At 38.4% G+C, this 14,456-nt stretch carries 14 protein-coding genes and 2 pseudogenes; 4 read left to right on the forward strand and 12 right to left on the reverse strand.

The window, feature by feature from the left end; translation table 11 throughout:
- The 5 genes from BHE89_RS18895 to BHE89_RS18915 all read right to left on the reverse strand — a co-directional run.
- A partial coding sequence (locus tag BHE89_RS18895) for a DUF6392 family protein (RefSeq protein ID WP_128860725.1) occupies window positions 1–381 on the reverse strand: 381 nt, incomplete at its 3' end.
- A gap of 59 nt (window positions 382–440) precedes the next feature.
- Window positions 441–884, reverse strand: a complete 444-nt coding sequence (locus tag BHE89_RS18900) for a YcgN family cysteine cluster protein (RefSeq protein WP_069369099.1) — start codon at window positions 882–884, stop codon at window positions 441–443.
- A 36-nt stretch (window positions 885–920) separates the two neighbouring features.
- Window positions 921–1,577 (reverse strand): fumarylacetoacetate hydrolase family protein, encoded by a 657-nt coding sequence (locus BHE89_RS18905; protein ID WP_069369098.1) that lies wholly within the window; start codon window positions 1,575–1,577, stop codon window positions 921–923.
- A gap of 53 nt (window positions 1,578–1,630) precedes the next feature.
- Window positions 1,631–2,761: a lytic murein transglycosylase gene (locus BHE89_RS18910; protein ID WP_069369097.1), complete on the reverse strand. Its 1,131-nt coding sequence runs from the start codon at window positions 2,759–2,761 to the stop codon at window positions 1,631–1,633.
- Between the two features lie 24 nt (window positions 2,762–2,785).
- Window positions 2,786–3,073 carry a YcgL domain-containing protein gene (locus tag BHE89_RS18915; protein WP_069369136.1) on the reverse strand — a complete coding sequence of 96 codons (288 nt, stop codon included), beginning with the start codon at window positions 3,071–3,073 and terminating at the stop codon, window positions 2,786–2,788.
- A gap of 134 nt (window positions 3,074–3,207) precedes the next feature.
- Between BHE89_RS18915 and minC the strand changes: the two genes are divergently transcribed.
- The 3 genes from minC to minE are packed head-to-tail and all read left to right on the forward strand — an operon-like array spanning window position 3,208 to window position 5,017.
- Window positions 3,208–3,909, forward strand: a complete 702-nt coding sequence (minC, locus tag BHE89_RS18920; protein WP_069369096.1) for a septum site-determining protein MinC — start codon at window positions 3,208–3,210, stop codon at window positions 3,907–3,909.
- 22 nt (window positions 3,910–3,931) lie between these two features.
- Window positions 3,932–4,744, forward strand: coding sequence for a septum site-determining protein MinD (gene minD, locus BHE89_RS18925; protein ID WP_023582090.1), 813 nt, complete (start codon window positions 3,932–3,934; stop codon window positions 4,742–4,744).
- 3 nt (window positions 4,745–4,747) lie between these two features.
- Window positions 4,748–5,017: a cell division topological specificity factor MinE gene (gene minE / locus BHE89_RS18930; RefSeq protein ID WP_006536628.1), complete on the forward strand. Its 270-nt coding sequence runs from the start codon at window positions 4,748–4,750 to the stop codon at window positions 5,015–5,017.
- A 369-nt stretch (window positions 5,018–5,386) separates the two neighbouring features.
- Here minE and rnd read toward each other — a convergent pair.
- From rnd to BHE89_RS18955, 5 genes and pseudogenes are all read right to left on the reverse strand, one after another.
- Window positions 5,387–6,506: pseudogene (gene rnd / locus BHE89_RS18935) on the reverse strand (ribonuclease D).
- A 98-nt stretch (window positions 6,507–6,604) separates the two neighbouring features.
- Window positions 6,605–8,294: pseudogene (fadD, locus tag BHE89_RS18940) on the reverse strand (long-chain-fatty-acid--CoA ligase FadD).
- A gap of 300 nt (window positions 8,295–8,594) precedes the next feature.
- Window positions 8,595–9,188 (reverse strand): Slp family lipoprotein, encoded by a 594-nt coding sequence (locus tag BHE89_RS18945; RefSeq protein ID WP_069369093.1) that lies wholly within the window; start codon window positions 9,186–9,188, stop codon window positions 8,595–8,597.
- Between the two features lie 92 nt (window positions 9,189–9,280).
- On the reverse strand, window positions 9,281–9,982 hold the full coding sequence (gene tsaB / locus BHE89_RS18950) for a tRNA (adenosine(37)-N6)-threonylcarbamoyltransferase complex dimerization subunit type 1 TsaB (protein ID WP_069369092.1): 702 nt from the start codon (window positions 9,980–9,982) through the stop codon (window positions 9,281–9,283).
- 92 nt (window positions 9,983–10,074) lie between these two features.
- The gene (locus BHE89_RS18955; RefSeq protein WP_077885135.1) at window positions 10,075–12,018 is read right to left on the reverse strand and encodes an ATP-dependent DNA helicase; all 1,944 of its coding nucleotides are present in this window, start codon (window positions 12,016–12,018) and stop codon (window positions 10,075–10,077) included.
- Window positions 12,019–12,103: 85 nt separating this feature from the next.
- Here BHE89_RS18955 and BHE89_RS18960 point away from each other — a divergent pair, with 85 nt between their 5' ends.
- Entirely contained in the window at window positions 12,104–12,448 is a 345-nt protein-coding gene (locus BHE89_RS18960) for a RidA family protein (protein ID WP_069369090.1), read from the forward strand.
- A 132-nt stretch (window positions 12,449–12,580) separates the two neighbouring features.
- Here BHE89_RS18960 and BHE89_RS18965 read toward each other — a convergent pair whose 3' ends face one another.
- Window positions 12,581–13,348 carry an SDR family oxidoreductase gene (locus tag BHE89_RS18965; RefSeq protein WP_128860726.1) on the reverse strand — a complete coding sequence of 256 codons (768 nt, stop codon included), beginning with the start codon at window positions 13,346–13,348 and terminating at the stop codon, window positions 12,581–12,583.
- 102 nt (window positions 13,349–13,450) lie between these two features.
- Window positions 13,451–14,416 carry a lysozyme inhibitor LprI family protein gene (locus BHE89_RS18970; RefSeq protein ID WP_069369088.1) on the reverse strand — a complete coding sequence of 322 codons (966 nt, stop codon included), beginning with the start codon at window positions 14,414–14,416 and terminating at the stop codon, window positions 13,451–13,453.
- Window positions 14,417–14,456: the final 40 nt, after the last annotated feature.

Genomic DNA, 14,456 nt, shown 5'->3' on the forward strand with positions numbered 1-14,456 from the left:
GACGATAAAAACAACCTGATTATTATTCGGTAATTCAAAGACTTCTGCTTCACCTAAATGAAGTGACATAACAATATTCTTTTTAGCAAAACGGATCGGTTTTCCATAATGCGCATGTAACCACTCTTGTGTCATTAATGGCTGTAACCCGAAAGGAAGTGCATGAGGGAAATGAAATTGCTTTGTTTTTTTATCAAATAGCGTCAGTGTGATTTTGCTTAGACCAACGCCATACGGCTCAAAGTGTAAGTGAAGAAATTCTTTTTTCATCGCCAAACTTCCATTTTTAGGTTTGGACTTATAAGGAATTAAATTTTTATCGTAAACATCTTGATACTTTTTTCCTAATTGAGCAATCAGCCCAGCAATATCTATTGTCATTACTTACCTTCCTTAAACAAAAAACGCCTATAAAGGCGCTTTTAAATGAAAATAAGAAACTAACCACGCCCTTTGGGGCGATTAAGAATATGATCTTCCCAATCTTCGACTTCGGTTTCTGGCACCGCAATATGTCTTACAGAAATATTAGCTTGGTGCATTCTTGCTTTATTACCCGCAATCAGTGGATGCCAACTTTGTAACGCCTTACCTTCTGCTAACAGACGATACGCGCATGTCATGGGTAGCCACTCAAATGTGGGTAAATTATACCGTGTAAGCTTGATACAATCTGGCTCATAACGGAAACGATCTTCGTAATTACTGCATTGGCAGGTTTTAATATTTAGCTGATTACAAGCGACATTAGTAAAGTATATCTCGTCAGTATCATCATCCATTAACTTGTGTAAACAACACTGTCCACACCCGTCACAGAGTGACTCCCACTCATCATCACTCATTTCATCTAATGTTTTAGTCTGCCAAAAAGCCTGTGTCATCTCTACGTTATTACCTTATTACTCATCTGATACGAATTAAATAACCCGTGTTGTCAGCTGATGTTCATTAACACTTAATACCAACATATCGCCTGATTCTAGAGGACCAACACCTTCTGGTGTCCCCGTTAAAATCACATCACCAGGACGTAGGGTAAAAAAGCGAGACATATAGCTGATAAGGGGTAAAACAGGGGTTAGCATATCACGACTGTTACCCTGCTGACGAATCTCGTCATTCACTCGTAACATTAAATCCGCATTCTGTGGGTCGCCAAATGAATTGACAGGGATAAAACCGGATAAGGGTGCAGAGCCATCAAATGCTTTACTTTTTTCCCATGGTTGCCCTGCTTTTTTCAATTTACCTTGTAAGTCACGTAATGTGAGATCAAGACCAATACCGAAACCCGCAATAGCACGATCCACTCTATCTTCATTTGCTTGCTTAAGTGGCTGACCAATAAGTACTGCTAGTTCGATTTCGTGATGAACCGCTCCCATTTCTTTTGGAATAGCAATAGGTTGGCGAATATCACACATAGCAGTTTCTGGTTTGATAAAAATCACAGGCTCTTCTGAGCGAACCGATCCCATCTCTTTAATGTGATTGGCATAGTTGCTGCCAACGCAAATCACTTTATTGACAGGAAAATCAAGTAACGCACCTTCCCAATCACGATGTTGATACATAATGTGTTCCTTTTAGGTAAATTGCTGTGTTTTATTTCACTGTAAAAACGCGATTAGCTCGCATTAGGCAGTGAATTTATTTTATTAGCAACGCCATCAGCCATTGTGACAATGCTTAGGGCAAAAAAGTAAGAGCTGTTCCAATGCATAATCGTACGGAAGTTCTGTGTCACTAAATAACTTCTGTGTAAATCATCATCAGGAATAATGAGCCATACCAGCATTGCATCATTCAATTGGCTATTTACAGGTAATTGAACCCCCAATGCTTTCCATTGAGCGACCGTTTTTTTCTGTTCAGCCTTAATGCCTTCAAGCTGTTGGTTAAAATCTACTGATAAAGTAACCTGTTCGCCCCAAGGAAGTCCACTTTTCCAACCTTCAGTCGCTAAATAATTAGCCGCTGAAGCAAATGCATCTTCTTGCGTATTCCAAATATCAATTTTTCCGTCACCATTGCCATCTGCGGCATAAGTTAGGAAAGAAGATGGCATAAACTGAGTTTGCCCCATAGCGCCCGCCCAAGAGCCTTTGAGACGCTGTCCTTGAGGAAGGTGACCTTCTTCAATAATCTCTAATGCTGCCATCAATTGACGAGCAAAGAGTTCCTCTCTACGGCCTTCAAACGCGAGCGTTGCAAGTGCGGAAACAACATCTTCTTTGCCTTGCACCTTACCAAAGCCACTCTCTAGCCCCCATAACGCAACAATATAGTTTGCAGGTACACCATATTTTTCGCTAATTTTTTCTAGGGTATCTTGATTCTCTTGGTAAAGCTTAGCGCCTTGGGTTAAACGACCATTAGTCACAATGCGGGGTAAATAAACATCGAGTGTGATTTTCTTTTCTGGTTGATTTCGATCTGATTTAATCACTCGTTCAATAAAATGTGCTTCTGAAAAAGCAAAATCTATTGTTTCTGGTTTATATCCCAATTGAGCAGCTTTCAATTTTAACGCATCAACATAAGCAGGAAATTGTTCAGAAGTACGAGTTTCTTTAGGAAACGCTTGTTCTAACGATGCAACATTCACTTGTTTCCATCGAGGTGTTGTTTTTTGCGCTTCAACTGCCGTTATTTCTGGTGCAGTATTTTGTCTTTCAGCCAACTTTTGTTGGCTATTAGTACACGCAGATAACATAAAACCGGAAACAATCACAGCGATGAATGAATATTTGAACATTTATGCTCCTTTTATCTCGATGATTTATTCAGTTTTTTCTGATTTTTTTAATTCATCTAAATAAGCATTTAACATGCTTTCGACAGGTGGTGGTACTTGTAAGTAAAAACCCTGCTCAACTAATGCTTTTTTGACTTTTTCAATGTCAGCATGCGCTAAACGCTGTCTATCCGCGAGATTAAGCAACATTGAAAACTGTGGTTCGCCAAAACTTTGTAATAATTCGTCCGGAATTCGAGAGAAATCATCCTTTTTTTCGATGTATAAATAAGTTTGATCACGTTTGGTACTGCGGTAAATTGCACAAATCATTTTCATTAAACTCTAATTATTAAAATAAGCGACTTGCCTGAATATTTTAGTAAATATAACATGCTTATATACTTTCGTAATATCGTCTCTGGTTTTTTGTGCCAGATTATAAAAAAATTTACTGAGTCAGATAGATGTCAAACACGCCCATTGAGTTAAAAGGCAGTAATTTTACCCTTTCAGTGCTCCATTTAAATGATGGTTCACCGAAAGTGATTCGTCAGGCTATTTCAGAAAAAATTGCACAAGCGCCTCAATTTCTGAAAAACGCACCTGTGGTTATCAATGTTTCTGCTTTAGCAGATGAAAATATTGATTTTAAAAAACTGAGGCGAATTGTAGAAGATGCTGGTTTACGAGTCGTGGGAATTAGTGGTAGTTCAAACGCTCAACAGAAAGAAGCGATAATTGCCGCACAGTTACCTATCTTAAATGAAGGTAAAATAGCTAAACCAAGCACTCAGGCAAATAACGATAAAACGAATGAAGCACTGGCAGTTGTCCGTCAAAAAACAAAAATTATCCACACACCTGTTCGTTCAGGTCAGCGCATTTATGCTCAAAATAGCGATTTAGTCGTTATTAGTAACGTGAGTGCAGGCGCTGAATTAATTGCTGATGGTAATGTTCATGTCTATGGTGTGTTGCGTGGACGTGTACTTGCGGGCGCATCGGGTGATCAAGATAGTCATATTTTTTGTACGCATCTGTCTGCTGAACTTGTTTCTATTGCTGGCCAATATTGGCTAAGCGACCAAATTCCTACAGACTTTGTTGGTAAGTCAGTACAACTCAGTCTGCAAGAGAATGAATTAACAATCGAGAACTTAATTTAGAGCATCGACAAGGAATCACTCCATGGCACGCATTATTGTTGTTACGTCAGGTAAAGGTGGGGTTGGTAAAACAACTTCCAGCGCGGCCATTTCTACCGGCCTCGCTCAAAAAGGTCATAAGACGGTTGTTATCGACTTTGATATTGGGTTACGTAATTTAGACCTTATCATGGGTTGTGAACGTAGGGTCGTCTATGATTTTGTTAATGTTATTCAGGGCGATGCATCTTTAAATCAAGCATTGATTAAAGATAAACGTACAGAGAACCTGTTTATTCTCCCTGCTTCACAAACAAGAGATAAAGACGCTCTCACTCGTGATGGTGTCGAACAAGTATTAGATGAACTCGATGAAATGGGTTTTGATTTTATTATTTGTGATTCTCCTGCGGGCATTGAAAGTGGTGCATTAATGGCCCTTTACTTCGCAGATGAAGCCATTATCACAACAAATCCTGAAGTATCATCTGTACGTGACTCCGACCGTATTTTAGGCATTCTTGCCTCTAAATCACGTCGTGCTGAACGTGGTGAAGATCCCATTAAAGAACATCTACTCTTAACCCGTTATAATCCTGGCCGCGTTAACCGTGGCGACATGTTAAGTATGGAAGATGTTCTTGAAATTCTATGCATTCCACTATTGGGTGTTATTCCAGAAGATCAATCTGTTTTACGTTCATCTAACCAAGGTGAACCTGTTATTTTAGATGGCGAATCTGATGCAGGTAAGGCCTATTCAGATACAGTAAATCGTTTGTTAGGTGAAGAACATCCATTCCGTTTTATTGAAGAAGAGAAAAAAGGCTTTCTGAAACGCCTTTTTGGGGGGTAAAAGATGGCTTTACTAGATTTTTTCCTGTCGCGTAAAAAGTCGACAGCTAATATTGCCAAGGAGCGTCTACAAATTATCGTAGCAGAGCGTCGCCGTGGTGATAGCGAGCCAGCTTATTTACCTGATATGAAAAGAGATTTATTAGGTGTCATCTGTAAATATGTGCAGATAGACCCTGATATGCTTTCTGTTCAATTTGAACAAAAAGGCGATGATATTTCTGTACTAGAGCTAAATGTGACTTTACCTGAGAGTGAAGAACCAACAAAGTAAATCATATTTTACGCTTTATCTAAGTCATTATTCACAGAGCCAGCCATAAACTATAATTAATTTGATTGGCTCTGTGTTTAATTATATATATATTGAAAACACCTGAATGCCCAAATAGCGCTATATCTCGTTGCTATTTTAATCATTGGTGATAAGTCAAAGGAGACAGGTTATTTCACAATAACATCTATATTTACTCATAATTTATTTAACCTATATATTATCTCACCTTTCCTAGGTGTTTTTTGTGTGCAAAAAATAAGAGCCTCAAAAGAGACTCCTATTCGTCATACATCAATTTGTTTTTTTATTAACTAAAAATGCCATCTTATTTAGGCATTAGTGATTGGAAAATAAACAATTAACAAATTATGGATATTGCGCCAGGATTTCTGTCACTTTCTCTTCTAATAATGCTTTACGCCAGCGTGAAATCAATTCAGGCTGCCCCTCTTTTATTTTCCAATGAATGCTCAATAATTGGTTAATCTGTCTTCTCGACGCTAATAGCTCAGGGTTGTAGCGCTTATCTTCACTAATATCTTGAATAACCGCTTTAATCGCTTTAAATGCTTTTTTTGTAGTTTGGTTGTTCAATTAAATTACCGATAGGCTCTGGACAATCTTCATCTTTAATTTCTTTCGCTTTAACAACAAAATCTAATAAACGGCGACCATGGCAACGGATCTCTTGACCTGAAAGTGACAAGGCATCAAGTTCGGCTAATGAGGAAGGAAGATAACGAGCAACAGACCATAAATGCTCTTCTCTCACAACAAAGTTTAATGCCATATCACGAGATTTAGCTTGTTCTAAACGCCACTTTGCAAGCATTTGTAAGCATGCTAGCTGTTGACCTTTTAATTGCCATGCGTTGCTAATATCACGATAAGCAAGCTCTGGTATAACCGTTTCTTGTCGACGCTCTGCAATCATTTGGCATTCATCTACAATGGCATCCATATAGCCAGCTTCTTCAGCTTCTTTAATTAATTTTTCAGCTAAAGGTAGCAAATAGAAAACATCACCGCTGGCATACTGACACTGTTTTTCAGTTAAAGGACGCGCTAACCAATCTGTTCGGGATTCACTTTTATCTAGCGCAATATTTTCATATTTCTCAACTAATGTCGCAAAACCACAAGAAATCGGATGGCCTAAGAATGCAGCAACCACCTGAGTGTCAATCATGGGTGTTGGAACACAGCCAAACTGGTGAGAAAAAACTTCGAGATCTTCACTTCCCGCATGGAGAAATTTCATCATGCTTGGGTTTGTTAATAGCTCAACAAAAGGAGTCCAATCCTTAATTGTTAACGGATCAATAAGAGAGATCTGTTTACCGTCATACATCTGGATCAAACCAAGATGCGGATAATAGGTACGTATGCGGACAAACTCTGTATCTAAAGCAATGTGTAAAGCCTCTGAAGCAGCTTTACAGGCGGTATCTAGTTCAGTGTCTGTCGTAATCAAATGATAATTCAAAACAGGTTTCTCTTGTTTTTATGTCTAGTGACTTTTTATGTAATCACAAAAACGCCGGTATAAACCGGCGAAATTGAAAAAGGTTATTGAGTGTTGTATCAAGATTCTGTTGAGGTTTTCAACTCTTTTTCTTCATTTCTTAACTCTCTGCGTAAAATTTTACCAACATTTGATTTTGGTAATTCATCACGAAACTCAATAATTTTAGGTACTTTGTAACCTGTTAGGTAACGACGACAATGTGTTTTTATCTCATCTTCTGTTAATGATGGATCTTTTTTCACAATGAATACTTTAACTGTTTCACCTGAGTTTTTACTTGGTACGCCAATCGCCGCAGATTCTAAAACTTTAGGGTGTGTTGCAACAACCTCTTCGACTTCATTAGGGTATACATTAAAGCCTGAAACTAGGATCATATCTTTTTTGCGATCAATGATACGAATAAAGCCTTCGTCATCCATTGTGGCAATATCACCGGTTGCAACCCAACCATCGTGTAAAACTTCATCCGTTGCATCAGGGCGATTCCAATAGCCTTTCATGACCTGAGGGCCTCGCACCCACATTTCACCGCCTACCGTGCGATCAACCTCGTTGCCTTCATCATCGATAAACTTAACATCTGTTGAAGGTACAGGTAATCCAATACTGCCACTGTATTTTTTCAGATTATAAGGGTTACCAGTGACTAAAGGAGAGCATTCCGTCAAACCATAACCTTCTAACAAATGCTTGCCCGTTAATTCTTCCCACTCTTTAGCAACACTACTTTGTACTGGCATGCCACCGCCAACAGAAAGGTTTAGTTTGGAAAAATCAAGTTGACGAAATTCTGGATTGTGCAACCAAGCATTAAATAAAGTATTTACGCCAGTAATTGCCGTGACAGGGTAACGTCCTAGTTCTTTAATTGTCCCTTTCACATCACGAGGATTGGTAATAAGTAAATTTTTACCACCAATTTCAATAAAGAGCAGACAGTTTACGGTTAAAGCAAAAACGTGATACAACGGTAACGCGGTAACCACCAGCTCTTTACCTACATTGAGTGCCGGTACATAAGCCGCTTTTGCTTGCTCAAGATTTGCCAACATATTGCGATGCGTTAACATAGCCCCTTTCGCAATTCCCGTTGTTCCGCCTGTGTATTGTAAAAAGGCTAAATCTTCCCCTGTAATTTCAGGTTTAATATATTGCATACGATAGCCAAAATGCATTGCTCTACGAAATGAAATTGCATCAGGCAAATTATATTTAGGCACTAATCGTTTGATATATTTAACCACAAAATCAACTAATGTTGCTTTAGGACGAGATAGCTGATCACCCATCCGGGTTAAAATAACGTGTTTAATACTGGTATTAAATACGATTTTTTCGAGCGTATGGGCAAAGTTTGAGACGATGACAATAGCACTTGCACCACTATCATTTAACTGATGTTCAAGTTCTCTAGGTGTGTAAAGTGGGTTTACGTTTACGACGACCATGCCTGCACGAAGAATACCGAAAAGCGCGATGGGATATTGCAGTAAATTAGGCATCATTAAGGCAACACGATCACCTTTTTTTTAATCCTAAGCCATTTTGCAAGTATGCTGCAAAAGCACGGCTACGCTCTTCAAGTTTGCGATAAGTCATGACCTCGCCCATATTGATAAAGGCGGGTTGATCTGCGTAATTTGCGACAGCGTTTTCAAGCATCTCAGCAAGAGATGCAAAACGATCCGGGTCAATTTCAGCCGGGACATCTGCCGGATAACGTTTAAGCCAGACTTTTTCCAAAGTAGTACTCCTGATTAATCGCACTTCTTGGGTTAATATTATGTTTTATTTTTAACAAAGTATTAACTCATCCTACCAGCACAAACAATTTTCTGTTGTGAAGATGCGAAGTGTGTCACTAAATATTTTATTTTTAGATTAACAAAAAGAAGGCGGTCAAAACCGCCCTCTCCTTTATTTTTATTCAACTTTAATAACTCTATTAGATAGTTACCTAATATATTATAGATATTGATTATACACCGTTTCACACAAATGGAGATGAAATATTATATCGTCATATGGTTAAACACCCATTTTTTATTCCAAAATGGGTACGATTTGACCAGCTCCATATGGATATCCACCATAGCCACCATATCCAGGGTAATAACCCCATGGACCATCTCCATAATATCCCCATGTCATAACAGGTGCTGGCATAATGACTTGCTGTGTCAGTGTCCAACGTTTCATACCTGTCACATCAATACGTAAGAATGGATAACGGGCTTCACCCACTTTGCCTGTTTCAACACCTTTGATCGTACCAACAACAGTGACATACTGGTTTTTGTAATCAGCAGGATCTAAGAAATGCATAACATTAGCATAGAGACGCCCAATAGAAGGTTGTTGTAATTCAGGGGCGGCATCGTATTGAGAAAGAGGCATAACAGCAATTTCTAGCTGTGTTGATGATGGGAGATTCTTAACATCGATCACACGTCCACCAAAACGCCCTTCTTGACCAACATAAAGCTCAGGTGCAACAAAAACGCTATTTAAATTCGTAACAGGTGTTGCTGATGTTCCTTTGATAGCTTCAGGTATAGAGACGCATCCCGCTAGAAACAAAGCACCAGATAGAAATAGCGCTTTGCTTACCAAACGGTAGTTTAATTGTCTGTTCATAAACCACCTCATTGCAAGTCAATATTAACGTTACTCTATAATAATATTATAGCTTAGTTTCATTCTTCGACGTCTAATAGATACTCATAAATCTATTCACGCCCAGGCAGTTTTTTCCACGTCACTTCATTACGCAAATAAACAGGCTCAGCATCTTCAACTTTCGTTGCTTTACCTTCATGCCAAGCGGTTACAGCAAGAGGTAACATATCTTGCGCAGCAGGAAGTGTAATTTCAGTTTCAATAACCGAGAAAGGTAGCTTTCCTCTTAAATCAGGATAAGCTTGCCAGCCCGTACCGGCAATTCCCCATGTCCCCGTCGTTGATTGTAATGCTTCAATAAATTGCTCAGGTTTCATTACGGCTTCAGAGTCTTCCCCCATCCAAACACCTGCATCATTACGCTGATATTGAGCGCAATAAATTTCCCCCATACGCGCATCTATTGCGACAAGAACTTGTCTGATACCCGTTGTTCGAAAGACACCTTCAGCCATTGTGGCAAGTGATGAAATACCAATCATAGGTAACTCTGCACCTAACGCGATACCTTGTGCAACACCTACACCAATACGAACACCCGTAAAACTTCCAGGACCTCGTCCAAAAGCAAGTGCATCTAATGATTGTAATGTGATATTTGCTTCTTCTAAGGCGCTTTTCACCATCGGTAAAATCTTTTGTGTATGTTCACGAGGTGAGATTTCAAAACGTGAAGCAACAACGCCTTCATTCCAAACTGCAACTGAACAAGATTCTGTTGCAGTATCAATTGCTAAAATTCGCAGTGACACGCCATAACTCCGGCAAATTCGATAATTAAAAGAGGAAGAATAATATCATAATAGTGTTCAACAGAATAAACACACATTCTGTGCGATCGCTATTATGAATCCGATATTTCTTGTGTTTCATTATGCTGTGCGCGTTGGCTCAAAAATTTCATTGTCTTTTCGAGTGAACGCGTTCGTGGTGAGGGTGGCAAACTACTTAGAAAAACCTCGCCATAAGCACGAGAAACCAACCTATCATCACAAACTATAATTGCACCATAATCGTGTACATCACGAATTAATCGCCCAACACCTTGTTTTAAACTAATAACAGCATCAGGAATTTGAACATCCTTAAAAGCATCTCCGCCCCGCAATTCACAATCTTCAATACGGGCTCTTAATAAAGGATCATCAGGTGCGGTAAAAGGTAATTTATCAATAATCACACAAGACAGTGTATCGCCGCGCACATCAACGCCTTCCCAAAAACTTTGTGTTGCAACTAAAAGCGCATTACCTGATGAGACAAATTTTTGCAGTAATTGTGTCTTACTCATTTCGCCTTGCATCAATACAGGTAATGGCAAACTGGCTTTAAATTCTTCGGCAAGTCCACGCATCATGGCATGTGAAGTACAAAGGAAAAAACAGCGACCTTGGTTCTTTAAAATAACGGGCGTTAGCATAGCAGCTAAACGTTTCGCCGTATAAGACTGATTTAATGGTGGTAAATAACGCGGGACACAGAGTAATGTTTGATGTTGATAATCAAACGGACTGTTTAAAATCAGTGTTGTCGCCTTTTCTAAGCCCAATCTATCTGTGTAATAAGACATCTGCTCATTCACAGAAAGTGTTGCTGAGGTAAATACCCAACTGCTTTTATGCGATTTGATTAATTCGCGAAATTTATCCGCAACAGAGAGTGGCGTAATCGCTAATAAGAAATGGCGACCATAACTTTCAAACCAGTAGCTATAACCCGGGATTGTGGTATCAATCAGACGTTTTAAGCGATTGCGATAAACGGTGGCGCGTTCAAAAGCACTATCGAGTAGTTGGCTTCGTCCTAATGAGAGTTTCATTACGTCGTAGCTCAGTTCTAAGGCATCATCCAATAACGTAAGAAAACGTTTTGTTTCACCACCTTGCAATAGCTCACGTAAGTTTCCTCGATAGCCTGTCTCACCTAACGCTAGGCGAAAATCCATCACCATTTGCGTTAATCTATCCGCACTTTTTTGCAACTGAACTTGATCACGAACTTCAGTGCGATAAGCCACCGTCATATCTCTGGCGAGATCAAAAAGCTGCCTACTGGTAAGTTGCTGACCAAAATAGTGGCTAGCGATATCTGGAATTTGATGGGCTTCATCAAAAATCATAATTTCAGCTTCCGGAATTAGCTCACCAAAACCGGTATCTTTAACGACAGTATCCGCCATAAATAAATGATGATTAACCACTACAATATCTGCATCCATTGCTTTTTTACGAGCGCTTAAAACATAACACTCTTTATAGCGAGGGCAATCACTCCCTAAACAGTTATCGTTAGTGCTTGTGACTAAAGGCCAAACTCGGCTATCCTCCGCAACACTATGGCAACGGCTAACATCACCATCTTCTGTTTGTGTTGACCATTGGCGTACATACATAACATCAGACAAAACTTCAGCGTCAAGATCACCCCCACTGAGCATTTGCTGATCAAGTCGTTCTAAGCAAAGATAGTTTGAACGCCCTTTTAATAATGCGGTATTACCATCATAATTAATTGCTTCAATGATCGTGGGTAAATCTCGACTATATAATTGATCTTGCAAGGCTTTAGAGCCTGTTGAAATAATCGTTTTCTTACCCGAGCGCAATGCGGGCACGAGATAGGCATACGTTTTCCCTGTACCTGTCCCTGCTTCAGCGATAAGTACACCTTGCTTATCAATAGTTTCCGTTATTGATTTCGCCATTTGTCGTTGAGCTTCACGGGGATGAAATCCTGGAATAGTTCGGGTTAAAATCCCGTTTTCTGCAAAATCGTCTGACACAGGCATACTCTTTTTATAAAATAAGACGTAAATTATGCCAGTGGATAACCAAAAGTACCACCTATGCTGTTAATACAAAGGAGAACTCGTAATGACAATTAAACGTATCGACCCTGAAGATCGCTGGTCTGAAGCCGTTATTTATAACGATACGATTTATTACACAGCAGTGCCAGAAAATTTATCAGGCGATATTATTGAACAAACAGCAGACACATTAGCGGCAATTGACGTTTTGTTACAACGTGTAGGTTCTGATAAAACTAAAATTCTTGATGCGACAATTTTTTTAGCTGATAAAGCTGATTTTGAAGGTATGAATAAAGCGTGGGATGCATGGGTTGCTAAGGGTAGCGCACCTGTACGTTGTACTGTGCAAGCACAATTAATGCACCCTGAATATAAAGTCGAAATTAAAATTATTGCAGCAATGTAACCACGCTGTACTCAGCACCCTATTTTATGGGTGCTTATTTTTTGAATTTAACTTATTCGCTAAGTCAAGATAGTAATCTGATAAATGCTCATCGCCATAAATCTCACCAATATGGCTATTTCCCATAAAATGTTAAGAAAAACTCAAAAGGCCCATAAAAATTTTTGAGAAGTAAAATGGCGCAATATAAAAATAGTCATTTTTTCTTAATGAGTCTGGGAGATGGATAATTTTTACTTTTTTATTTAATGCAATACCTGCAAGCTCAGCAATTTGATTTAATGACACAATATCAGGTCCGCCCACAGAAATTTCTTTCACATTATGCCCTATCATTTTAATCACAAACTGGGCAAGATCTTTACCTGAAATAGGATTAATTTTTTGTTCGCCCGAACCAAATAAATAGACTTTTCCCGCCGAAGCCATTTGTAAAAAATCGCCCATATCGCTGAAGTAGCCATTAGGTCGAATAACACAATACGATAAATTAGATTGTTTTAATTTATCAACAAAACGCTCTTTAGCTTCAAAGATTTTTAATTGACGGTATTTATCTCCATCTATGGCGGAGATATAAATAAACTGTTTAACTTGTGATTTTATAGCCTCTTCGAGAAGGTTTACGTTCGCTTGATAGTCAACATCCATATAAGTTAATCCCTCTTTTTGCCGAGTGATCCCTACTGTGGAAATAACACAATCAATATCTTTAGTAATCTCTTTTATTTGGTCAGGATGTGTTATTGCACCAATAAAAACATCATCCATATTCGTAAACTGTGTTGCTTGCTGGTGATTTCTAACTAAAACACGTACCCAATAACCTTGTGTTTTTAGTTCTTGCACAAGAAATCGTCCTAAATAACCAGTTGCTCCTGCAACTAATATCCGTTTCATATATTCTCCTTGTTTAAATAATAAAAAATAACATAAAAATAAAAAAAACGGACAAATTTAATTAGCACCTACCATTAATGACAGATGCTAATTTTTATAACTTTATTTTAACTCAGGGATCCTGCTTTTTATTGCCTCAGCATGACAACTATATATTTTTGCTAATTTTTCATCACTGCCTTCAGATGTTACTTTTCCACAAATAAGATCTTTATTTTTTATCCACTGGCGTTGACCTAATAATAACGCTTTTCTCTGTTCACTACTTAAACTTTGCCATTTATTATTTAATTTAGCATCTGCGGTAAGAAAATCTTGTTTTGCTTGAGAAAGTGAAAGTTCTGGTGCTTCTTGCAAAGCTTGTCTTTGACGACGAACTTCTTGTTGTTCTAACGCCTGTTGACGTAGTGATTCTTGTTCTGCTTGTTGATCTAATAATTGTTGTTGTCGATTCAATTCTTGCTGTTGACGAAGTTCATCTTGTTTCTTTTGTAATTCCTTTTCTTGCTGTTGTTGCAATATTCTTTGTTGTTCTTTAATTGGCTTAATTATAGATAACGTGGAAACAAAAGCTGCGCCATTAGAAATACTATTTCTTGTAGCAAGATTGACAAATACTGTTTTATTATCATCGGTTGGTTGAACGCTATAATCTATTCTCGCAGAGAAAGTATTTGCATTTTGCTCTAATGATAAGGTTTCAAGGGTTTTATCAAGGTTACTGTTGAATTCCGTGCGATAATAATCATGTAATATTTCATAATTATTTGCCGGTATAGTCATTGACACCATTGCGGAACATGATTTCATCGTACTATTAGGATCATTCGCCTTGGTCATTATTTCAGACACACTAAAGCTAATTTCTTCTAATGTTGCTCGTTTTAATTGATTTGTGACATCGGAGTAATTACTTGTTTGGCGAGAAATTTCCTCTAGTGTTGTTTTTTTCAAAGCATCTATAAGAGAAGATTGTGTTAATTCTGAAGAACAACCGATAGGCTCTGTTTTTTCACCACAAGCCGTTAGTAATAAAGGAAAGCATAAAGCGATATATTTTAGTTTCATTGTCATTTTCCGATAATCTCAAACAGTCTCATTTTAAAGT

It is taken from the genome of Shigella sp. FC1967, from assembly GCF_001743005.1.
Classification (GTDB): domain Bacteria; phylum Pseudomonadota; class Gammaproteobacteria; order Enterobacterales; family Enterobacteriaceae; genus Proteus.

Excerpts from the sequence above, each read along its gene's own strand:
- BHE89_RS18900 (WP_069369099.1), bottom strand. The coding sequence starts at position 884 with ATGACACAGGCTTTTTGGCAGACTAAAACATTAGATGAAATGAGTGAT.
- BHE89_RS18905 (WP_069369098.1), bottom strand. The coding sequence starts at position 1,577 with ATGTATCAACATCGTGATTGGGAAGGTGCGTTACTTGATTTTCCTGTC.
- BHE89_RS18910 (WP_069369097.1), bottom strand. The coding sequence starts at position 2,761 with ATGTTCAAATATTCATTCATCGCTGTGATTGTTTCCGGTTTTATGTTA.
- BHE89_RS18915 (WP_069369136.1), bottom strand. The coding sequence starts at position 3,073 with ATGATTTGTGCAATTTACCGCAGTACCAAACGTGATCAAACTTATTTA.
- minC (WP_069369096.1), top strand. The coding sequence starts at position 3,208 with ATGTCAAACACGCCCATTGAGTTAAAAGGCAGTAATTTTACCCTTTCA.
- minD (WP_023582090.1), top strand. The coding sequence starts at position 3,932 with ATGGCACGCATTATTGTTGTTACGTCAGGTAAAGGTGGGGTTGGTAAA.
- minE (WP_006536628.1), top strand. The coding sequence starts at position 4,748 with ATGGCTTTACTAGATTTTTTCCTGTCGCGTAAAAAGTCGACAGCTAAT.
- BHE89_RS18945 (WP_069369093.1), bottom strand. The coding sequence starts at position 9,188 with ATGAACAGACAATTAAACTACCGTTTGGTAAGCAAAGCGCTATTTCTA.
- BHE89_RS18955 (WP_077885135.1), bottom strand. The coding sequence starts at position 12,018 with ATGCCTGTGTCAGACGATTTTGCAGAAAACGGGATTTTAACCCGAACT.
- BHE89_RS18960 (WP_069369090.1), top strand. The coding sequence starts at position 12,104 with ATGACAATTAAACGTATCGACCCTGAAGATCGCTGGTCTGAAGCCGTT.
- BHE89_RS18965 (WP_128860726.1), bottom strand. The coding sequence starts at position 13,348 with ATGAAACGGATATTAGTTGCAGGAGCAACTGGTTATTTAGGACGATTT.
- BHE89_RS18970 (WP_069369088.1), bottom strand. The coding sequence starts at position 14,416 with ATGAAACTAAAATATATCGCTTTATGCTTTCCTTTATTACTAACGGCT.